Source organism: Noviherbaspirillum autotrophicum (assembly GCF_000818395.1).
GTDB lineage: Bacteria > Pseudomonadota > Gammaproteobacteria > Burkholderiales > Burkholderiaceae_D > Noviherbaspirillum > Noviherbaspirillum autotrophicum.
Window position 1 is genome coordinate 2,421,589 of the sequence record NZ_JWJG01000028.1, and the last position, 20,717, is coordinate 2,442,305.

General features: G+C 60.0%; 17 protein-coding genes. 13 read left to right on the forward strand and 4 right to left on the reverse strand.

Going from position 1 to position 20,717, the window contains the following annotated elements:
* On the reverse strand, positions 1-195 hold the full coding sequence (gene nrdD / locus TSA66_RS28005; protein WP_040040269.1) for an anaerobic ribonucleoside-triphosphate reductase: 195 nt from the start codon (positions 193-195) through the stop codon (positions 1-3).
* A 34-nt stretch (positions 196-229) separates the two neighbouring features.
* Entirely contained in the window at positions 230-2,251 is a 2,022-nt protein-coding gene (locus TSA66_RS12520) for a ribonucleoside triphosphate reductase (RefSeq protein ID WP_040040270.1), read from the reverse strand.
* A 650-nt stretch (positions 2,252-2,901) separates the two neighbouring features.
* Here TSA66_RS12520 and nosZ point away from each other — a divergent pair.
* The 13 genes from nosZ to TSA66_RS12585 all read left to right on the forward strand — a co-directional run bounded on the left by nosZ (position 2,902) and on the right by TSA66_RS12585 (position 18,539).
* Positions 2,902-4,830, forward strand: coding sequence for a TAT-dependent nitrous-oxide reductase (gene nosZ / locus TSA66_RS12525; RefSeq protein WP_040040271.1), 1,929 nt, complete (start codon positions 2,902-2,904; stop codon positions 4,828-4,830).
* Between the two features lie 183 nt (positions 4,831-5,013).
* Positions 5,014-7,230 carry a 4Fe-4S binding protein gene (locus TSA66_RS12530; RefSeq protein WP_040042527.1) on the forward strand — a complete coding sequence of 739 codons (2,217 nt, stop codon included), beginning with the start codon at positions 5,014-5,016 and terminating at the stop codon, positions 7,228-7,230.
* 82 nt (positions 7,231-7,312) lie between these two features.
* Complete coding sequence (locus TSA66_RS12535) at positions 7,313-8,545, forward strand: nitrous oxide reductase family maturation protein NosD (RefSeq protein ID WP_094299057.1); 1,233 nt, start codon at positions 7,313-7,315, stop codon at positions 8,543-8,545.
* Positions 8,526-9,455 (forward strand): ABC transporter ATP-binding protein, encoded by a 930-nt coding sequence (locus tag TSA66_RS12540; RefSeq protein WP_040040273.1) that lies wholly within the window; start codon positions 8,526-8,528, stop codon positions 9,453-9,455. The genes TSA66_RS12535 and TSA66_RS12540 overlap by 20 nt, the downstream gene beginning before the upstream one ends.
* Complete coding sequence (locus tag TSA66_RS12545; protein WP_198358786.1) at positions 9,439-10,263, forward strand: ABC transporter permease; 825 nt, start codon at positions 9,439-9,441, stop codon at positions 10,261-10,263. Before TSA66_RS12540 ends, TSA66_RS12545 begins: the two co-directional genes overlap by 17 nt.
* Entirely contained in the window at positions 10,260-10,805 is a 546-nt protein-coding gene (locus TSA66_RS12550; protein WP_232429464.1) for a nitrous oxide reductase accessory protein NosL, read from the forward strand. Before TSA66_RS12545 ends, TSA66_RS12550 begins: the two co-directional genes overlap by 4 nt.
* 45 nt (positions 10,806-10,850) lie before the next feature.
* A complete protein-coding gene (locus TSA66_RS12555; RefSeq protein ID WP_040040274.1) occupies positions 10,851-11,363 on the forward strand; it encodes a c-type cytochrome in 513 nt (170 codons plus the stop codon).
* An 85-nt stretch (positions 11,364-11,448) separates the two neighbouring features.
* A complete protein-coding gene (locus TSA66_RS12560) occupies positions 11,449-12,474 on the forward strand; it encodes an FAD:protein FMN transferase (protein WP_084199568.1) in 1,026 nt (341 codons plus the stop codon).
* A gap of 292 nt (positions 12,475-12,766) precedes the next feature.
* Positions 12,767-13,072: a DUF485 domain-containing protein gene (locus tag TSA66_RS12565; RefSeq protein WP_040040275.1), complete on the forward strand. Its 306-nt coding sequence runs from the start codon at positions 12,767-12,769 to the stop codon at positions 13,070-13,072.
* On the forward strand, positions 13,072-14,736 hold the full coding sequence (locus TSA66_RS12570; protein WP_040040276.1) for a cation acetate symporter: 1,665 nt from the start codon (positions 13,072-13,074) through the stop codon (positions 14,734-14,736). The genes TSA66_RS12565 and TSA66_RS12570 overlap by 1 nt, the downstream gene beginning before the upstream one ends.
* Before the next feature lie 133 nt (positions 14,737-14,869).
* A complete protein-coding gene (locus TSA66_RS12575; protein WP_040040277.1) occupies positions 14,870-15,244 on the forward strand; it encodes a response regulator transcription factor in 375 nt (124 codons plus the stop codon).
* Positions 15,241-17,406, forward strand: a complete 2,166-nt coding sequence (locus TSA66_RS12580) for an exonuclease domain-containing protein (RefSeq protein ID WP_052452289.1) — start codon at positions 15,241-15,243, stop codon at positions 17,404-17,406. The genes TSA66_RS12575 and TSA66_RS12580 overlap by 4 nt, the downstream gene beginning before the upstream one ends.
* Positions 17,407-17,417: 11 nt before the next feature.
* Complete coding sequence (locus tag TSA66_RS12585; RefSeq protein ID WP_052452290.1) at positions 17,418-18,539, forward strand: DUF294 nucleotidyltransferase-like domain-containing protein; 1,122 nt, start codon at positions 17,418-17,420, stop codon at positions 18,537-18,539.
* 67 nt (positions 18,540-18,606) lie between these two features.
* On the opposite strand, the gene TSA66_RS12590 is transcribed toward TSA66_RS12585, so the two are convergent.
* Positions 18,607-19,023, reverse strand: a complete 417-nt coding sequence (locus tag TSA66_RS12590; RefSeq protein ID WP_040040278.1) for a hypothetical protein — start codon at positions 19,021-19,023, stop codon at positions 18,607-18,609.
* Positions 19,020-20,627, reverse strand: a complete 1,608-nt coding sequence (locus TSA66_RS25570) for a multicopper oxidase domain-containing protein (RefSeq protein ID WP_232429465.1) — start codon at positions 20,625-20,627, stop codon at positions 19,020-19,022. Before TSA66_RS25570 ends, TSA66_RS12590 begins: the two co-directional genes overlap by 4 nt.
* Positions 20,628-20,717 lie beyond the last annotated feature (90 nt).

Below are 20,717 nucleotides of genomic sequence, written 5' to 3' on the forward strand. Positions count from 1 at the left end.
TCAGTCGCTGTGCTGCGCGCACTGCTCACTGAAATACTTACGCTCATGAAATTCTCCTTTCTTGCCTATATTAAATGAGGACAGCGGTCGGTGGTAGCCCATTACGCGTGTCCAGATTTCGCACGGCTGGCGCTCGGCATCAGTCAGGATGATTTGTTTCTTCGCCAGCGCGGCTTGGTTGCTCAGATCGGTCATGCTTTTCCTCCTATCGGGTTGATGTAGACGGTTATTACAGCGATTCCGCTTCTCTTTCCTTGCGCGCGACGATCTCCGCATCGCACTTCGGGCAGAACTCGTGGCTGCCGCTCAGATAGCCATGCTTCGGACAGATCGAGAAGGTCGGCGTCACCGTGATGTAGGGCAGTCGGAAGCGCGACAGCGCTCGCTTGACCAGGGAGCGGCAGGCATCGGCGCTGGAGATTGCTTCAGTCATGTACAGGTGCAGCACAGTGCCGCCGGTGTACTTGCGCTGCAGATGGTCCTGGCGCTCGAGCGCCTCGAACGGATCGTCGGTAAAGCCGACCGGCAGCTGCGACGAATTGGTGTAGTACGGCTTGTCCTTCGTTCCGGCCTGCAGGATTTCCGGGAAACGCTTGCGGTCTTCCTTGGCGAAGCGGTAGGTCGTGCCTTCGGCCGGCGTGGCTTCCAGGTTATACATGTGGCCGGTCTGGTCCTGGAATTGGAGCATGCGTTCGCGCACGCGGTCGAGCAGGCGCACCGCAAACGCATCGCCCCATTCGGTCGTGATGTCGTGTTCGTCGGCAGTAAAGTTACGGATCATTTCATTGATGCCGTTGACGCCAAGTGTCGAGAAGTGATTGCGCAGCGTGCCGAGGTAGCGCTTGGTATACGGGAATAAGCCGTTGTCCATGTGACGCTGGATAACCTTGCGCTTGATTTCGAGGCTGCTCTTGCCAAGTTCCAGCAATTCGTCCATGCGCGCCAATAGGCCTTCCTCGTCGCCGCGATACAGATAGCCGAGGCGCGCGCAATTGATCGTCACCACACCGAGCGAGCCGGTCTGCTCGGCCGAGCCGAACAATCCGTTGCCGCGCTTGAGCAGTTCGCGCAGGTCGAGCTGCAGGCGGCAGCACATCGAGCGGATCATGTTCGGCGAGAGCTCGGAATTGATGAAGTTCTGGAAGTAGGGCAAGCCGTAGCGTGCCGTCATCTCGAACAGCAGTTCCGCATTCGGGCTGTCCCAGTTAAAGTCGCGCGTGATGTTGTAGGTGGGGATGGGGAAGGTGAAGACGCGGCCCTTGGCGTCGCCTGCCATCATGACCTCGATGTACGCGCGGTTGATCATGTCCATCTCGGCCTGCAGGTCGCCGTAGGTGAACGACACTTCCTTGCCGCCAATGACGGGTACCTGTTCGCGCAGGTCTTCCGGACAGACCCAGTCAAATGTCAGGTTGGTGAACGGCGTCTGGGTACCCCAGCGCGACGGCACGTTCAGGTTGTATATAAGTTCCTGCATCGTCTGCCTGACGTCGTCATAGCTCAGGTTGTCCAGCCGGATGAAGGGCGCCATGTAGGTGTCGAACGAGCTGAATGCCTGCGCGCCGGCCCATTCGTTCTGCAGCGTGCCGAGGAAGTTGACAATCTGGCCGACGGCGCTCGACATGTGTTTCGGCGGCCCGGACTCGACCTTGCCCGGCACACCGTTCAGGCCTTCGTTGAGCAGCGTGCGCAGCGACCAGCCGGCGCAATAGCCGGACAACATGTCGAGGTCGTGGATGTGGATGTCGGCGTTACGGTGCGCTTCGCCGACTTCCGGTGGATATACGTGATTCAACCAGTAATTCGCGATCACCTTGCCGGAGACGTTCAGGATCAAGCCGCCGAGCGAATAGCCCTGGTTGGCGTTGGCGTTGACGCGCCAGTCGAGCTGCTGCAGGTATTCATTCATGGACGATTCGACATCGACCAGTGTCTTGCGATCGTTGCGCAGCTTCTTGTGCTGCTCGCGATAGATGACGTAGGCGCGCAGTGTCTTGCGGTAGCCAGCGTCGAACAGTACTGCCTCGACGGCGTCCTGAATCTGCTCGATGTGTGGCGCGGTCGAGCCTTGCAACTGAATGCGTTGCATGACTGTTTGCAGCGTCAGCGACTCCGCTTCTTCATGTCCGAATTCGCCGGTGGCTTGGCCGGCGCGCAGCAGCGCGGACAGGATTTTGTTGGGATCGAACGGCTTAGTGCTGCCGTCGCGCTTGATGATATGGGTGAGGAACGTGATTGCGCGCTGCGTCATTGCATCTCCTGTGTGGCACAACATATTGTGGTTGTGGCGATATTAGTCACTAAATATGGTGTCGACAACGCCGGTACTGGAAATTTTCTAATTTCTTGATCTGGAATAAGTGAAGACTTTCATGCCGTGATGGCCTGAAATCATTGAGAGAAATTAATTTCAATCGGGCGGCGCCAATTGGCGCGATCTGACAAGTTGACGCTATGCAGATGTATTGCAGAGTGATCACACTTTGGGATAGTTCGCGCGAACTAGAAGGGCTTCGATGAGATAGGTCGAAAGGAGTAGAGGGCTATTCACTTCGGCAGCGCGCCTCCTCCCTCCAACGGATACCGCATATTTCCCAAAAGACATATGCTTCTGCCGTCGTCTTCCACAACAAATCCAAGTTTCTTCAAATAAATACGAGCAGGAATTGCTTGATGCAAATCATTTGTTGAATACCCCTAGTAAATATATGCTTTCTCGCGCAATTTTGCGTTAGGAACATCTCGGAAAAATCCTTGGAGTTCACTTGGGCAAAATTGATCTAGGTCATATTTTTTGCGGAGGAGTGCCGCCGATAATATGTCTTGGCAATGCATCTTTAATTTGATTTTTAGCAACACATTTTTGTTAATTCAACGGCATCCGATAGAGGAAAGGTAAACATGGACAACGCCAAGAAGACCAAGTTGAATAAAGAGGAGCCGGCAGTCGGTGCTCGTCGCCGGTTTCTGGGTCAGAGCGCATTGCTCGGGCTCGCGGGCGCTGGTCTTTTGACCGGCTGTAAGGAAGATGCTCCGGTAACGAAAGCAGCGTCGGCTTCCGCAAGTGGACACGCAGCACGCCTGACGAGCGAAGTGGAGCCGGGCCAGTTGGACGACTACTATTCGCTCTCCAGCGGCGGCCACTCGGGTGAAATGCGTATTTTCGGTATTCCTTCCGGTCGCACGATCAAGCGTATTCCGGTGTTCAACATCGACCCGATGACCGGCTGGGGTATTACCAACGAATCAAAGGCGATCATTGGCACTAACCCGGATGGCAGCCTGAAGTACACCACCGGCGACACCCACCACGTGCACGGCAGCTACAAGGACGGTACTTACGACGGCAAGTACCTGTGGGTCAATGACAAGATGCATTCGCGGATCGCGCGCATTCGCATGGATACCATGGAATGCGACAAGATCACCCAATTGCCCAACGTCATGGGCTACCACGGCACCTTCCCGGACAAGCGCGACCCGGTTGATCCGAACATCAACTACACCACGCGCGTGTTCTGCGGCGGTGAATTCCACATGCCGCTGCCCAACGACGGCCACGACCTGGATGATCCGAGCAAGTGGGGTGTGCTGTTCTCGTGCGTCGATGCGGAATCGATGGAAGTGCGCTGGCAAGTGCGTATCGACGGCAACTGCGACTTGGTCGCGACCTCGTATGACGGCAAGTATGCTTGCTCCAACCAGTACAACACCGAGAATGCCGCCGACCAAGCCGGCATGATGTCCGCCGAGCGCGATGCCTGCGTGTTCTTCGACATCGCTCGTATCGAGAAGATGATCAAGGATGGCAAGTTCACCACGATCGGCAAGTCCAAGGTGCCGGTTGTTGATGGTCGCAAGGCAGCGAACCAAGATCCGAAGACTGCGCTCACCTGCTATGTGCCGGTCGGCAAGAATCCGCACGGCGTGAACGCTAGCCCGGACGGAAAGTACATGGTCTGCTCCGGCAAACTGTCGCCGACCGCGACCGTGATCGAAGTAGCGCTGGTTGAGAAGTGGTTCAACGGCGAGCTGAAGACCGAACGCGATGCAGTCGTTGCGGAACCGGAAATCGGCCTCGGCCCGTTGCATACCGGTTTCGACGGCAAGGGCAATGCCTTCACGACCCTGTTCCTGGACAGCCAGATCGTCAAGTGGAACGTCGATGCCGCGATCAAGCAGTTCAAGGGCGACAAGAACGCGAAGGTCATCCTGGATAAGGTCGACGTGCACTACCAGCCGGGCCATGGCTATGCCTCGATGGGCGAAACCAAGGAAGCCGACGGCAAGTACTACAACTCGGGCAACAAGTTCTCGAAGGATCGCTTCCTGCCGGTCGGCCCGCTGCATGTCGAAACCGAGCAGCTGATCGACATCACCGGCGACAAGATGCGCGTCATCTCCGACCACACTGCGTATCCGGAACCGCATGACGCCATCATCGTGCGCCGCGATGTCGTCAAGACGCGCCAGATCTACAACATGGACGACTTCCCGAATGCGGTCAAGCCGGAAAATGCCGGTATTACCCGCAATGGCAATAAGGTCCACGTGCGTATGATGTCCGTCGCACCGGCCTATAGCATTCCGGTGATTAAGGTGAAGAAGGGTGACGAAGTCACGATCACGCTGACCAACCACGACAAGGTGGAAGATCTGACCCACGGTTGCGCAATCCCGATGTACAACATCAACTTCATCGTCAATCCGCAGGAAACCAAGTCGGTAACCTTCAAGGCCGACAAACCGGGTGCTTATTGGATTTATTGCACCCACTTCTGCCACGCGCTGCATCTGGAAATGCGTAGTCGTTTCCTGGTGGAGGCATAACAGGTACCCGGTGCTTTGCGTAGGGCGGGCACGGCAGTCCCGCCCTACGGTTTTTTTAGAGCCTGTTTCCATGCGGAGCAGGCTCTGATGAAAGGCCTTTCGTCGCTCCCCCCTCGCGCAGGAAGAAGCACTCAATCAACGCATGCCGATCAGGATATTTCGGAAATGCTCAAGCAAATCAACATGAATTTCTCTCATCGCCGGCAATGGCTGTTGCAGCTGGCTATGGTCCTTTGGGTTGCAATCGCCAGCCTGCTGATCGCGCCGCGCGCCGGTGCCTCGATGTACGACACCCACCTTCCGCCCGAACTGATGAGCGGACCGGACCTGTGCGCTTACGCGCCCTGCGGCGAGGTAATGCCGTCTGCACAGCACTTCTCCAAGCGCAAGGGTTCGCCCACATATGTCGAAGCCTACGCTGACGACAACGGCAAGCAGCGCATCGTTGGTTACGTATTCTTGTCTACCGATGTGGTGGACATCCCTGCGTATTCGGGCAAGCCGGTCATTACGCTCATCGGCATGGACATGAAAGGCATCATCACCGGCGTGCGCGTGCTGAAGCACTCCGAGCCAATTCTCTTGGCCGGCATTCCCGAGTCTGAGTTAACGAAGTTCATTGCCCAGTACATCGGCAAGTCGGCCGCAGCTAAGCTGGAGATCGGTCACGGCCAGAGCGACGATGGCGCTATCGGCTTGGATGCGATCAGCGGCGCGACCGTGACCGCAATTGCGGAAAACCAGGTGATTGCGCAAAGCGCGTACGAGATCGGCAAACAGGTTGGCATTTTCAAGGTGACGGCAAGGCCGCGCGCGCATTTCACGGCGCTGCGAGAAAACCTGAACTGGGCGGCGCTGGAGAAGGAAGGCAGCGTCCAGCATCTGGTCGTGCAGGCATCCGACATCGGCAGCGGCGACAGCGGCCGGCCGTACATGGATTTGTATTTTGGTTACCTGAATACGCCGACGCTGGGCATCAGCCTGCTGGGTGAGCGCGGTTATGCGCGCCTGATGCAGGACCTGAAGCAGGACGAGCACGCGATCTTCGTCATCGCCAATGGCCAAGTAACGTTCAAGGGCTCGGGCTTCGTGCGTGGCGGCATCTACGACCGCGTTCAAGTCCGGCAGGATACCGGCACCTTCACCTTCCGGGACACGGACTACCAGAACCTGTATCACCTGGAGCCGGGTGACACGCCGCCATACAAGGAATCCGGCATCTTCATCGTCCGCTCCGCCAATTTCAATCCGGCCTGGCCATGGAAGCTGACCTTCCTTGCCAACAAGGTCGATCCCGATACGCGCGCCAAGTCGTTCGCGCACTTCGACCAGGAGTACTGGCTGCCGGCGCGCTACCTGGAAGGCGGCCGGCCCAAGGTGCAGCGCCCGCAGGCTGCGTGGAAGCTCGCGTGGGAATCAAAGACGCTCGAAATCGCCCTGTTCGTCGTCTTCCTGGCGGTGACGGCCGGTCTGTATTCGCAGCGCGACCGTCTGGTGCGCGCTTCCAAGCGCAAGAACAAGCCCTGGATTTCGATCCCGCGCCATCTGCTGTGGATCGTCGCGGTGGCGTATGTCGGGCTGTATCTGAAAGCGCAGCCCTCCATCACGCAGGTGATGACCTGGTTCCATTCGCTGATCCACCAGTGGAAATGGGAGCTGTTCCTGTCCGATCCGTTTATTTTCATTTTCTGGTGGTTCCTGATCATCAGCGTGTTGGTGTGGGGCAGGGGACTGTTCTGCGGCTGGATGTGCCCGTTCGGCTCGCTGCAGCACCTGACCTTCAAGCTGGGCCAACTGGTCGGACTCAAGCGATTCCAGGGGCTGCTGCCGAAGAAGCTGCATGACAAGCTGAAGTGGATCAAGTACGGCGTGTTCGCGGTGCTGCTTGGCGTATCGTTCTATTCGATGGAAATGGCTGAGCACCTGGCCGAGATCGAACCGTTCAAGACCACCTTCCTGGTCGGCGTGTGGAACCGTTCGTGGCCGTTCGTGCTGTTCGTTGGCGCGATCCTCGGCATCTCGCTTTTCAGCGAGCGGCCGTATTGCAAATACATCTGTCCGCTGGGTGCGGGGCTGGCGATTCCGACAACTTTCCGTCTGTTCGGCCTGAAGCGCAAGAAAGAATGCCAGACCTGCCACGCATGCGCTGCCGGTTGCGGTTCGCACGCAATCGACGCACAGGGTAAAATTGACCAGCGCGAATGCTTGTTGTGCCTCGACTGCATGGTGATGTATTACGATGACCATGCCTGCCCGCCGCTGGTGAAGGAACGCAAGTCGCGTGAAAAGGCTGGGATGCCGCTGACCCCGATCGACGGCAAGGGCTATTTCATCCCGCTCGATAGCGTGCGTCGCAACCTGTCGGAGAAAGCGGCGGAGCTGAACAAGAAGGCAGGATAAGCGCCATGAAAGATGGTTGTAGCGGAGCATTCCGGTGAAGGCAGTGAGGAATTTGAGCAAGAGTGCGGCACTGCTGTTCGGAATGCTCATCGCAGCAAGCGGTAGCGCGTGGAGCGCGGTGCTGCAGGTAAAGCCCGGCCAGTCTATCGCCGCTGCGATACGCGCGGCGCAACCGGGCGACACGGTACGGGTCGAGCGCGGCAACTATGCCGAGCGGCTGACGATCGACAAGCCAATCACGCTACAGGGCATCAATCGTCCAACCATCAGCGCCGGCTTTTCCGGAGACACGATCCGGGTCAGCGCAACCGATGTCACGATACAGGGCTTGATCGTACGCGACAGCGGCACCGATATCGATGCCCAGAATTCTGGCATCTATATCACGCCGGGTTCGGATCGCGCGCTTGTGCAGGATTGCGAACTGGTCGCCAACCTGTTTGGCATCTGGCTGGAGAAGTCGGCCGACTCGCGCTTGGTGCGTAACGTGATTACCGGCAGGAGCGACTTGATGTCGGTGAAGCGCGGTAACGGGATTGAGGTTTACAACACCGACAACTCGCAGGTCATCGACAACAAGATCAGCTACACGCGCGACGGCATCTATGTCGACTGGTCGCGCCGAGCGCAATTTCGCGGCAATACAATTCATCATGTGCGGTATGGAACGCACTACATGAACACCAATGACAGCACCTGGGAAAACAACGAGGTGTACCAAAGCCATGGCGGGCTGGCGCTCATGGAAGTGCGCCGGCTTGTGGTTCGCAATAACCGCGCCTGGGGCAATGTCGATCACGGCATCATGCTGCGTACGATCCAGGACTCGATCATCGAGAACAATGTCGTGGCCGATAACGACCGCGGTTTCTTCATCTACGATGCCGAATTCAACATCCTGAGGAACAACCTGGTGGTGCGCAACCGCACCGGTGTGCATCTGTCTGCCGGATCGAGCAACAACACGGTCGATGGCAACGACTTCATCGACAACCAGGAACAGGTAAAATTCGTCGCGTCGCGCGATGTCGAGTGGGGCCGCAGCAAGGGCAATTACTGGAGTAACTACAGTGGCTGGGACCAGAACGGTGACGGCGTCGGCGATGTCGCTTACGAGGCGAACGACGTCGTGGATCGCCTCAACTGGCAGTACCCGCTGGTCAAGCTGCTGCTCTCCAGCCCGTCTATTCAGACGCTGCGCTTCGTGGCGCGCCAGTTCCCCGTGCTGCGCGCGCCGAGCGTGGTCGACAAGCATGCGCGCATGCGCCCCTGGCATCAGGATTGGAGCAAATGGAATGGCAAGTCTACCGATTGAAGTAAAAAACGTCAGCAAGCGCTACGGCGACGTGCAGGCGGTCGACGGCGTCAGCCTGTCGGTGGAGCGCGGCGAGATGATCGGGCTGATCGGCCATAACGGCGCTGGCAAGAGCACGCTGTTCAAGCTGATGCTGGGCCTGATTCCGGCGACGTCCGGCGCGGTGCTGGTAAGCGGAGTGCCGATCGACGGGCGCGACTTCCGCGCTGTGCGGCGCCGCATCGGCTATCTGCCTGAGACATTCGTCACCTACGACAACCTGACCGGGATGGAAGTGCTGCGCCTGTTCGCGGACCTTAAGCAGGTGCCGCGCAGTGCCTGCGACGATGTGCTGGCACGTGTCGGCCTGGCAGACGCAGCCAAGCGCCGGGTGCGCGGCTATTCGAAGGGCATGCGCCAGCGACTCGGCTTCGCGCAGGTGCTGCTCGGCTCGCCCGACCTGATCTTCCTGGACGAACCGACCAACGGCCTCGACCCGGAAGGCATCCACGATTTCTACCAGATCCTGCACGAGGTGAAGGCGCAGGGCGCGACCATCATCATCACGTCGCACATTCTTGCTGAAATTCAGGAGCGGGTGGACCGCCTCGTGATTCTCAATTCCGGACGCATTGCCGCGCAGGGCACGCTGGCGCAATTGCGCGCCCAGATGGTGCTGCCGTCGGAAATCCGCATCCAGTTGCGCTCAGGGCAAGGCTCGCGCGTGCACGATGCGCTGGCGAGCCTGGCGGGGCTGGAGCTCAAGATCGAACAGGATTGCGTGCGCGTATCCTGCCTGCCGGGACAGAAGGTCGCGGTGCTCAACATTCTGGCGGCGCTGGCGGATACGGTGCACGACATCGCGATCCACGAGCCGTCGCTGGAAGACCTGTTTTTGGGATACGGAGGTTTGCATGGCCGGAAGAATTGAATGGTCGCAGGTGCGCGTCGTCGCCAGCAAGGAATTCCGTGACCGTATCCGCAACCGCTGGGTCGTGGCGGTGGCGCTGATCTTCTCGCTGTTTTCGGTGGCAATCGCCTATTTCGGCTCGGCGCAGCAGGGCGCGGTGGGCTTTCGCGGCATCGACGTCACGATCGCCAGCCTGGTTAGCCTGGTGATCTACCTGGTGCCGCTGATCGCTTTGATTCTTGGCTACGACGCCGTGGTCGGGGAGAAGGAGCGCGGCTCGCTCGAGTTGCTGCTGGCAATGCCGATCACCCGCTTCGAAATCTTGCTTGGTAAATTCACCGGCCTGTCGGCGGCGCTCGCCTGTTCCACCGTGATCGGATTCGGTGCAGGCGTGCTGCTGTTGGCTGATCAGCTCGGCGCGCGTGATATCTATCATTATCTCGGCTTCGTGTTTTCGGCAATCCTGATGGGCATGGCCTTCCTCAGCCTGTCGCTGCTGGTCTCGGTGCTGGCGGCCGACCGCATCCGCGCTTCCGGTGTGGCAATCGGATTATGGTTTTTCTTCGTGCTGATCTTCGATCTGCTGGTGATGGGCATGCTGGTGATGAGCCAGGGTGCGCTCGGTAGTGGCTTGTTCGGCACGCTGCTGATGCTGAATCCGGCCGATATTTTCCGGTTGCTAAATATTTTCAGCTCGGAACAGGTACAGAACATGTATGGCCTCGCGACAGTGATGCCGCAGAATCTGACCAATCCGGCCGTGCTGATCGGCATCATGTTGATGTGGATCGTTACCCCATTCATCATTGCGCATTGGAGATTCAAGTGAAATTGGAAGTTATCGGCGGCAAGAGCTTGCTGCGCAAGACGGCAACGCGGTGGGCCTCAGGCCTGGCCCTGTTAGCTGTACTGGGAGCATGTAGCCAGGCAACGCAGAATATTGCGGCGCAGGATCCCAATGCCGACACTGCATGTTCACTGGACGGCATGATTCTTAATGACTATGCTGGACCGAAGGCACAGATGCATTACACGGAAGGCAAGCCGGACTTCTTCTGCGACTTGACGGAGTTGTTCAGCGTCGTGCTTTTGCCGGAACACAAACGTGCTATTGCCGCCATGTACGTGCAGGACATGGGCAAGGCAGACTGGGAACATCCGCAAGGTCACTGGATTGACGCAAAAGCGGCGTTCTACGTCGTGGGCAGCCGCAAGCACGGTTCGATGGGGCCGACCTTCGGCTCGTTCTCCAATATGCAGGATGCCGAAGCCTTTGCACACAAGGAAGGCGGTAAAATTCTGCGGTTCGAGCAGATCAGCGTCAACATGGTCAATAACAAGGGCGGCGTGGCGCACGATACATCGCATTGAACAGTTTTTTTCAGTAGTTTGTTTTTTAAATAAGAAAGGTAAGGTATGAAGAGATCATCCAAATTGTTGCCGATTCTTTTGGTAGCCCTGCTTGCAGCAGCATGCAGCAAGAAAGAAGAAGCGCCTGCCGCTGCCGCACCAGCAGCGTCGACGCCGCCGGCAGCTTCCGCTCCGGCTGAACCGGCTCCGGCACCTGCTCCGGCACCGGCAGCGTCTGCTCCGGAAGCATCGGCTCCGGCAGCATCGGCTCCGGCAGCATCGGCTCCGGCAGCATCGGGTGCGCCTGCAGCCAGCGCTGCAGCTGGCGGCGGCGACCTCGCACTGGGCGAAAAGGTTTACAACGCGAACTGCGTGTCCTGCCACGGCGCAGGCGTGCTGGGTGCGCCGAAGTTCGGCGACAAGGCAATGTGGGGCCCGCGCATTGCACAGGGCAAGGATACGCTGTACACCCACGCCCTCAACGGCTTCAAGATGATGCCGCCGCGGGGTGGTAATGCTGCACTGAAAGACGAAGAAGTCAAGGCGGCCATCGACTACATGGTCAGCAAGGCGAGCTAATAGCACGCTAAACGCCGGCCGCCGCACATCACCGGGCGCGGCCGGCGTTTTTTATTGCAGGAATGGATGTACGGAGTTTTTGGGCATGCGTAAGGCGGGATCGTGGCTGTCGGTTGTGTTTCTGATGACGTTGTTGCTTGGCTGCGGTCGCAACGACGCGGTCTACCGCACGCAGGGACATGTGTTCGGCACCCAGGTCGAAGTCAGCGTCTACGGCGAGTCGGAACAGCGCGCGCAGGAGTTAGGCGCAGAAGTGCTGAAGGAATTCGACCGGCTGCACCACAAGTTCCACGCATGGCAGCCAAGCCAGTTGACCGCGCTGAACGACGCCATCGCGCGCGGCGAGACGTTCCAGGCTGACGAGGAAATGGTCGATCTGCTGAAGTCGGCCACCCAACTGGCGGAGCAATCACAGAACCTGTTCAACCCGGCGATCGGGCACCTGATCCGCCTGTGGGGTTTTCAGAGCAGCGACATTACCGAACACGGTCCGAGCCAGCAAGAAATCAGACGCTGGGTCGACGCCAATCCGCGGATGACGGATCTGGTGTTTGAAGGAACACGAATTTCAAGCAGGAACAAGGCAGTAATGCTCGATCTGGGCGGCTACGCAAAAGGCTATGCGCTGGACCGCGCCGCGCGCATTCTGCGTGATGCTCATGTGAAGGCTGCGCTGGTCAATGTCGGCGGCAATATCATCGCGATCGGGCGGCCCGGCAATCGTGCCTGGCGCGTCGGCATCCGCGACCCGCGCTCGGAAGGCACCGTGGCCAGCATCGAGCTGCAGGACAACGAAGCGGTCGGCACCAGCGGCGACTACCAGCGCTACTTCATGAAGGATGGAAAACGCCATCCGCACATCATCGACCCGCGCACTGGACAGACTACCGACGTTGTTGCGTCAGTAACTATTATTACCTCCGGCGGCAAGGACGTCGGCCTGCGGTCTGACGGCAACTCCAAGCCGCTGTTCGTCGCCGGGCCATCGCGCTGGAAGGAAATGGCACAGCACCTCGGCCTGCAGGAAGTGATGCTGATCGATGCAGAGCACAACGTCGACATGACGCCCGCCATGCAGCAGCGCCTGGGCGCCGTAGCGCATCCCGGCTGATTTTTTCGGGCAACTGAAACCCTATCCCCTTTGACGCGTCTTTCCCGGCTATCGCATCGCTGGCCGGCGACAACATGTTTCCGCTGATCGACATCCGCCTGCACGAGCGGGAGTATCGGCATGCGGCACTTTCCTCATCGTGATTCCTGATATGCAGTCTTCCCGCAGGCAGGTTCTGTTCGTCGTCAATTTTATGTTCAGTGTGCTTTTGGTAAGCGAACCGTAAGCCAACCCGCATATGCTGCACAAAACTCGACACAAAATTCCAACAGAGACTATAGGAGATGTGCAGATGGAAGACGACATTGTTCAAAAAATCCAGTCGAACCCGACATACCAGAGATTGGTATCGGTGCGTTCTTCATACGGATGGACGCTCACCGCAATCATGATGGTCGTGTACTACGGCTTCATCCTGCTGGTGGCATTCAAAAAAGAGTGGCTCGCAGAAAAGATGGGCGCAGGTGTCATGACCTGGGGCATGCCGGTTGGCTTGTTCGTCATTGTGTTTACCGTTGTAATCACGGGTATTTATGTTCGGCGCGCTAATAGCGAGTTCGACGAGATGACCGCCGCAATTCGCAAAGAGGTGCTGTGATGCAGAAGATGAATCGAGTATTGACTTCCCTGGCATTGTTTGCCGCAGCCGGCGCCGCTTATGCGGCTGGCGCCGATCTTGGCCAGGCTGAAAAGCAGGCAACCAACTGGACCGCGATCGGCATGTTCGGCGTGTTCGTGATCTTTACGCTGTTCATCACCAAGTGGGCAGCGGCAAAGACCAAGTCGGCCGCCGACTTCTATACTGCAGGCGGCGGGATCACCGGCTTCCAGAATGGCTTGGCGATCGCCGGCGACTACATGTCGGCAGCATCCTTCCTCGGTATTTCCGCTGCCGTTTTTGCCAACGGCTACGACGGCCTGATCTATTCGATCGGCTTCCTGGTCGGCTGGCCGGTGATTACCTTCCTGATGGCAGAGCGCCTGCGTAATCTGGGCCGCTTCACGTTTGCCGACGTGGCCGCCTACCGCTTCCAGCAGACTCCGATCCGCGCGTTTGCGGCATCGGGCACGCTGGTGGTCGTGGCGTTCTACCTGATCGCGCAGATGGTCGGCGCAGGCCAGTTGATCAAGCTGCTGTTCGGCCTCGAATACTGGATCGCGGTGGTCATCGTCGGCACGCTGATGATGGTGTACGTGCTGTTCGGCGGCATGACCGCAACCACCTGGGTGCAGATCATCAAGGCAATCATGCTGTTGGCTGGCGCATCCTTCATGGCTTTCGTCGTGATGGCGCAGTTCAATTTCAGCCCGGAAGCGCTGTTTGCCAAGTCGGTCGAAATTCACTCGAAGAAAGATGCGATCATGGGGCCGGGTACCTTCATCAAGGATCCGATTTCCGCAATCTCGTTCGGCATGGCACTGATGTTCGGTACTGCCGGCCTGCCGCACATCCTGATGCGCTTCTTCACCGTCCCGAGCGCGAAGGAAGCACGTAAATCCGTGTTCTGGGCAACCAGCTGGATCGCTTACTTCTACATCCTGACCTTCATCATCGGTTTCGGCGCGATCGTGCTGGTCGGCACCAATCCGGAGTTCAAGGATGCGGCAGGCAAGCTCTTGGGCGGTAACAACATGGCTGCTATCCATCTGGCCAAGGCTGTGGGCGGCAACGTGTTCCTCGGCTTCATCTCGGCGGTGGCGTTTGCAACGATTCTGGCTGTGGTCGCAGGCCTGACCCTGTCCGGCGCATCGGCGGTATCGCATGATCTGTATGCAACCGTGTTCAAGAAGGGCCAGGCAACCAGTGCAAACGAGTTGCGCGTGTCTCGCATGACGACGGTCGTTCTGGGCATCATCGCAGTCGTTCTGGGCATCGTGTTCGAGAAGCAGAACATCGCGTTCATGGTGTCCCTGGCATTCGCGATTGCGGCTTCGGCTAACTTCCCGGTGCTGTTCATGTCGGTACTGTGGAAAGACTGCACCACCCGCGGCGCCACCATCGGCGGCTTCCTCGGGCTGATCACCGCAGTCGTTCTCACGGTGATCTCGAAGTCGGTATGGGTGGATGTTTTCGGTTACAAGGACGCGATTTTCCCGTACACCTCGCCGGCACTGTTCTCGATGGCGGCTGGCTTTATTGGCATCTGGCTGTTCTCGATCCTCGACAACAGCGAGCGTGCCCGTGCCGACCGTGCCGGCTACCCGGCGCAGAAAGTGCGTTCCGAAACCGGTATCGGCGCTTCCGCGGCCTCCGGCCACTAACGCCGTACCCCACGGCGCTAAACCGGCATGACCGGTTTGCGCCGTACCGCGAGCCCCGGGAAGTCATTCCCGGGGTTTGCTTATGGAGGGCAGGATTTGCCTGCCCGTAGAGCCGCAAGCGGAGACGTATCTGATGGCCAGGAAAATACTGATCGTCGACGACGAACCGAATATTGTCATATCGCTTGAATTCCTGATGCAGCAGCGAGGCTATGAGGTCGCGCTGGCGCACAACGGCGAGCAAGCACTGCAGCAGATGGAGACGTTTCGGCCTGACCTGGTCCTGCTGGACGTCCTGATGCCATCAATGGATGGCTACGAAGTGTGTCGCAAGATCCGGGAACGCAGCGACTGGGGCGCGGTAAAAATCGTGATGCTGTCGGCAAAGGTGCGCGACGTGGACATCAGCAAAGGATTGGCGCTCGGCGCCGACGCGTACATCACCAAGCCATTCTCCACCCGACAGTTGATGGCCTCGGTTGGCGATCTGCTGTCCGCAAGCACATGATCCGCAAGATTCTTTTCAAATATCGCTTCTGGCTGTTGCTGGCGCTGATGTTCGCCTCGCAGCTGGCCATTGTCGGCGGCTTTTTCTTCGTCATCGTGGCCGATCGCGACGCCGCCCAGCGCCAGTTGATCGAACAGCTGCTGCTGCAGCGCGCCGCTCCGATGCTGATGCTGGCGCTGCTGCTGGTGACCGCGCAAGGGCTGGCTTTGAAAGCCCTGATCAGCCGCTACCTTGCGCCGATGGCGCGCATGGCGGAAGAAGCAGTTCTCCTGATGAGCAATCCCGGCTACCGGATAGCGCCACAGGGCGCGCGAGAAGTGCGGGAGCTTGGCGCAAAGCTCAACCGGCTGGCGACATCCCACCAGCAGCTGCGCGACGACGTGCAGGCAAAAATCGAAGCAGCCAACGAGGCGCTCGCCGAAGAGCGCAACCGGCTGGCCGCGCTGATGTCGGAGCTGGCGCAGGGCGTATTGGTGTGCAATATCGAAGGCCGCATCCTGCTCTACAACACCCGCGCCAGAAAACTGTTCGAGGCTGCGCAGGGCAGTGCGGCTAGTGCCGCGTCGGTCGGGCTCGGGCGCTCCGTGTTCGGCCTGCTCGAGCGCGGCCTGATCATTCATGCGCTGGAACAGATCCAGTTCCAGCTGCAGCATCCGGAGCGGGCCGCCAGCCCGCTTTCCGTGTTCGTGACCAGCCTGAAGGCCGGGCAAATCATCGTGCGCGCCCAGATGGTGCCGGTCCTCGACAAAGCCCGGTCCTTGAACGGATTCGTCCTGACGCTGGACGACATCACCCGCAAGGTCGAGGCGGAAATCAGGCGCGAGCGCCTGCAGCAGCTGCTGACGCATGAAACGCGCGACATGCTGGCCAACATCCGCGCCGCGGTGGAAATCATGCAGGACTTCCCGGAGCTGAGCGAGTACAAGCGGCAGCAGTTCATCGGCATCATCGACAACGAGTCGCAGCGGCTGACCGGCCAGATCGAAGATGCGGATCGCCAGCGTGCCGACGACCACGGCGGACAGTGGCGGCTGGAAGAGATGCGCGGCAGCGACTTGCTGGCGCTGCTGCTGCGCCGGCTCGACAACGTGGTGCTCGAGGAGAATTGCCGCGATGCTGGACATGGCGACGATGCCACGCTGTGGCTGCAGGTCGACAGCTACGCGCTGACGCATACGCTGACGTATCTGGCGCATCGCCTGACGCATGAGCAGGCGGTGCCGCAAATCCGTATCGGATTGAAGCGGGTGGGGCGCCTGGCCCATCTGGAGCTGGGTTGGAGCGGCAATGCATTGTCGGTCGATACCTTGCATTCGTGGGAGAACGAATCGCTGCAGCTAAGCGTCGGGCAGGCCGACCTGACGCTGTCCTCGGTAGTGGCTTCGCACGGCGGCGAAGCGGTGTACCAGTTCGACGTGTCGCGCTCGATGTCGTACCTTCGCATCCTGCTGCCGCTCGCGGAGCGGCATGCGCCGCTGGAGATCGGCGTGCTGCCGCCGGGCCGCCCGGAATTCTACGACTTCGACCTGTTTCGACTGTCCGGGCAGGATGCCGCGCTCGACGAGCGGCCGCTGACCGAACTGCACTATACGGTGTTCGATACCGAGACAACCGGGCTGGAGCCTGCCGCCGGCGACGAGATCATCTCGATCGGCGCCGTGCGTATCGTGAACGGGCGCCTGCTGGAGCAGGAGATCTTCGACCAGCTGGTGCAGCCGGGCCAGTTTCTGCGGCCGGAATCGACCGCCATTCACGGCATCACCGACGCCATGCTCAAGGGCCGGCCCCGGATCGACGAAGTGCTGCCGCAGTTTCACCGCTTTGCCGAGGATACCGTGCTGGTGGGGCACAACGCGGCCTTCGACATGAAATTCCTGCAAATGAAGGAAGCACGGACGAACATCCGATTCAGCCAGCCGGTACTCGACACGCTGCTGCTGTCGCAGGTGATTCATCCGAACCAGGAGCAGCACTCGCTGGAAGCGCTCGCGCGCCGTTTCGGCGTCGATATCGTCGGACGCCATACGGCTGTGGGGGATGCATCGGTTACGGCCGAAGTGTTTCTAAAAATGATTCCGCTGCTGGCGGAAAAAGGCATCGTCACCCTGAAGCAGGCACTCGACGCCGCGCAGCAGACTGCCTATGCCCGCATCCGCTATTGAACACCGCGCCCATGATAGATCCGATCTTCCACTCTCCCGAGCCGATCTCCCTTCCGGAGGGAATCCCGGCCGCACAGTTCGAAGCAGAACTTCGGCAGGTTCAACACGTCGTCGCCTCCGCAGCCGACGAGGCAGGCTTGCTGCTGGCGGCGCGGCGGATTCAGGAGCTGGTGCATCGCCTGGTCGATCAGACGCAGGCGGCGCGGGCGATGACCTTGTTTATTTCGCTGCTCAATGATTTGCTGACGCGGCGCGTGATCGAGGTCGTCAGCGCCGAAGCCGCGATCGACGGCGTGCGCTGGTGCTGGATCTCGCTCGGCAGCGAGGGGCGGCAGGAACAGACCTTGTCGAGCGACCAGGACAACGGCATCATCTTTGCCGGCGATATGGAAGCCTCCGCGCTGCGCTCGAAAATGCTGCCGCTCGCGCAGCGCATCAACACCATGCTGGATGCATGCGGTTTTCCGCTCTGCACCGGCGAGGTCATGGCAAGCAATCCGGAATGGTGCCTGAGCCTGCCCGAGTGGAAGGAGCGCTTCCGCAACTGGATCATCGAGGGCGACCCGCAGGCCTTGCTCAATGCAAGCATTTTCTTCGATTTGCGTCCGCTTTATGGCGCAACCGAGCTGTCCGGGGAGTTGACCGAATGGCTGGCGCGGGAAGCGGCGGCCAACCCGCGTTTCCAGTTCCAGATGGCGGCCAACGCGATGAAGCGCAACGTTCCGCTCGGCCTGTTCAACCGGTTCGTCGTCGACAAGCATGGAAAGTATCCGGGCACCATCGACCTGAAGGTTGGGGTATCCGCGCTGTTCGTCGATGCCGCGCGCATCTACGGGCTGGCATGCGGCAGCCACGCAAGCAATACGGCCGAACGCTTCCAGCAGGCCGTCAACGCGCGCCGGCTGCATCCGAAAGATGCCGAACGATGGATCAGGGCCTTCTATTTTGTCCAGATGCTGCGGCTGAAGATACAGCAGCGCAGCTACCGGCTCGGACAGGAAATGCACAACCATCTCGCCCCGCGCGAGCTGGACCGCTCCGACCGCTGGTTCCTGCGCGATGCGCTGCTGCAGGCGCGTTCGCTGCACCGGCGACTGCAGCTTGACTATCCGGGCAGCCACGGAATGTTTTGATCGCAGGTGGCGCGCAGCACTCTGTCGATGCGCGGATACCAGAGCGAAGCCGGCAGTCGCCTGAAGCTCAGGTTCCGTTCCTTTCCTGCGCCGGTTGCGCGCGCAACACCTTCAATAACGTCGGCGTAATACCCTGCTGCCGCAGCCGCTGCCGCAAGCCGTCGACCGCCGTTTCCGGCGATTGCGCGCCGGGGTCGAGCACGAACGACAGCACCGGCAATTCCGGCGCGGCGCGCACGCTTCCCGGTTCGACGCCGCGCAATTGCTGCGCCGTGCGGCCGGCCTGCCGCGCGAGCTGTCCGCCTTCCTGCGCGCCGGTCAGCTCGCAGACCACCACCACCCGGCCCTTGTTCAGGGCCCGGGTCACCTGCTCATGGTCGTAGACGGCGGCGACCTTGTCATCGATGCACACGCCGCAGGCGCCCGCCGGGCCGGCGCCTGCCAGCGCCGCAACGAGACACAGCGCCTTGGCGAGCGTTCTCATTGCTCTTTGCCTGTCGGGACAGGCGTGGCCGAACGCGTCTGCGACGGCGGTAGTGCTGTCCCGGGGGCGGAAGGCTGCGGCTGCGTCTTGCCTTGCGGTTGCAGGTTCTGGTCGGCCCACTTGAAGTAGGCGACGTACTGGCTGATTTCCTGATCGCTCAGATTCTGGTTCGGCATCGGCACCTTCCATTTCGCCAGCATTTCCTTGGCCGCCGGGTCGCTTTGCAGCATCTGCTCGGGCGACTTCAGCCAGCGGCGCAACCATGTTTCGTTGCGCCGCTTGCTCACGCCGTACAGGTCCGGGCCGAGCTTGGGCCCGCCGCCGATCGAGTGGCAGGCCAGGCACTTCGATTCGAAGTCGAGCTTGCCCTTGACGGCGACCGGATCGGTCGGCGCGGCGGTAGCCGGGATATTGTGGTGCTCGTTGTCGTGTGCGGCGGGGCCTTCCGACTTGCCGCCGGCGGCGATCAGGCCGATCGCGCCTTGCGAGGCATTGGCGAAGTGGTGGTCGACCATCACATAGCTGCCGGCCTCGGGCACCATGAATTCGGTGATCGCGCTGTTGGACGAGCCGAGCAGCACGGTCTGCATGCCGCGGAACTGGTTGTCCGGATTGCCCTCGAACCAGACGCGGTCGAAGATGGTGCCCACGACATGGAAGCTGGACGTGTTGGACGGTCCCACGTTGAGAACGAACAGGCGCACCCGCTCGCCCGGCTTGGCCGGCAGCGGATTGTCGACGAAGCCGTTGTAGCGGCCGTTGAACACGGTATAGGTGGGCGCCTTGGCGCGCACCCGCTCGCCGTCCAGCACATACAGCGGCACGCCGTCGACCTTGCGCTTTTCCGGATCGGGCTTGGTGTAGAACTCGCTCTGGATGATGGCGTATTCGCGGTCAACCTTGGTCGGATAGCCTTCGCGCGGCTCAACGATCATCATGCCGTACATGCCGGAGGCAATGTGCTCCAGTACCATCGGGGTGCCGCAGTGGTACATGTAGACGCCAGGATAGTTTGGCGTGAATTCGAAGTTGATGGTCTGCCCGGGCGCGATCGAGTGGTATTTGTCTTGCGGCGACACCATCGCCGAGTGGAAGTCCATCGAGTGCATCATCGGCGCGGCCGTCACGCGCATGCCCGGCACCGGCTCGTCGGAGCGGTTGGTCATGGAAAACTTGACGCGGTCGCCCACGCGCGCGCGGACTACCGGACCGGGCACCGTGTCGCCGAAAGTCCAGGCGCTGAATTTCACGCCGGGGGCGATTTCGATGATCTTGTGCGTGGTGTCGAGCCGGACTTCCTTGACCGGATCAGGCACCAGCGGCTTGACCACCGGGCCGATGCTGACTGCGCTGCCGGTGGCGAATGCGCCGGTATGTCGTTCGTTCGTGGTGGTCGATGGCGGGCTGCTGAGCTGTATGTGAGCAGGGTCGTAACGATCGGGCGCGGCAGTTGCGGATGCGGGGCGGGCGGCGACCGCCGGTGTGGCCGACGCCGATTGCGCGGGCGGCGGGTGTTTGCAGGCGGGCAAAAGCAATACTGCTGCAGTAATGGCCAGTGCCGCCGGCCGCAAAGTGGGAACGGCTGCTCGCGCTTTTCGCATCATGCTGACTTCTCCAGAATTGGGGTTGAATGGGGTGCCGGATGTTCTCGGTTTCCCTCCCGGCACGCATTTCTGTACGGATTGGGCGAAGCA

Bases quoted from the DNA above. Each gene is read 5' to 3' on its own strand.
- nrdD (WP_040040269.1), bottom strand. From the start codon at position 195: ATGACCGATCTGAGCAACCAAGCCGCGCTGGCGAAGAAACAAATCATC.
- TSA66_RS12520 (WP_040040270.1), bottom strand. From the start codon at position 2,251: ATGACGCAGCGCGCAATCACGTTCCTCACCCATATCATCAAGCGCGAC.
- nosZ (WP_040040271.1), top strand. From the start codon at position 2,902: ATGGACAACGCCAAGAAGACCAAGTTGAATAAAGAGGAGCCGGCAGTC.
- TSA66_RS12530 (WP_040042527.1), top strand. From the start codon at position 5,014: ATGAATTTCTCTCATCGCCGGCAATGGCTGTTGCAGCTGGCTATGGTC.
- TSA66_RS12535 (WP_094299057.1), top strand. From the start codon at position 7,313: ATGCTCATCGCAGCAAGCGGTAGCGCGTGGAGCGCGGTGCTGCAGGTA.
- TSA66_RS12540 (WP_040040273.1), top strand. From the start codon at position 8,526: ATGGCAAGTCTACCGATTGAAGTAAAAAACGTCAGCAAGCGCTACGGC.
- TSA66_RS12545 (WP_198358786.1), top strand. From the start codon at position 9,439: ATGGCCGGAAGAATTGAATGGTCGCAGGTGCGCGTCGTCGCCAGCAAG.
- TSA66_RS12555 (WP_040040274.1), top strand. From the start codon at position 10,851: ATGAAGAGATCATCCAAATTGTTGCCGATTCTTTTGGTAGCCCTGCTT.
- TSA66_RS12560 (WP_084199568.1), top strand. From the start codon at position 11,449: ATGCGTAAGGCGGGATCGTGGCTGTCGGTTGTGTTTCTGATGACGTTG.
- TSA66_RS12565 (WP_040040275.1), top strand. From the start codon at position 12,767: ATGGAAGACGACATTGTTCAAAAAATCCAGTCGAACCCGACATACCAG.
- TSA66_RS12570 (WP_040040276.1), top strand. From the start codon at position 13,072: ATGCAGAAGATGAATCGAGTATTGACTTCCCTGGCATTGTTTGCCGCA.
- TSA66_RS12575 (WP_040040277.1), top strand. From the start codon at position 14,870: ATGGCCAGGAAAATACTGATCGTCGACGACGAACCGAATATTGTCATA.
- TSA66_RS12580 (WP_052452289.1), top strand. From the start codon at position 15,241: ATGATCCGCAAGATTCTTTTCAAATATCGCTTCTGGCTGTTGCTGGCG.
- TSA66_RS12585 (WP_052452290.1), top strand. From the start codon at position 17,418: ATGATAGATCCGATCTTCCACTCTCCCGAGCCGATCTCCCTTCCGGAG.
- TSA66_RS12590 (WP_040040278.1), bottom strand. From the start codon at position 19,023: ATGAGAACGCTCGCCAAGGCGCTGTGTCTCGTTGCGGCGCTGGCAGGC.
- TSA66_RS25570 (WP_232429465.1), bottom strand. From the start codon at position 20,627: ATGATGCGAAAAGCGCGAGCAGCCGTTCCCACTTTGCGGCCGGCGGCA.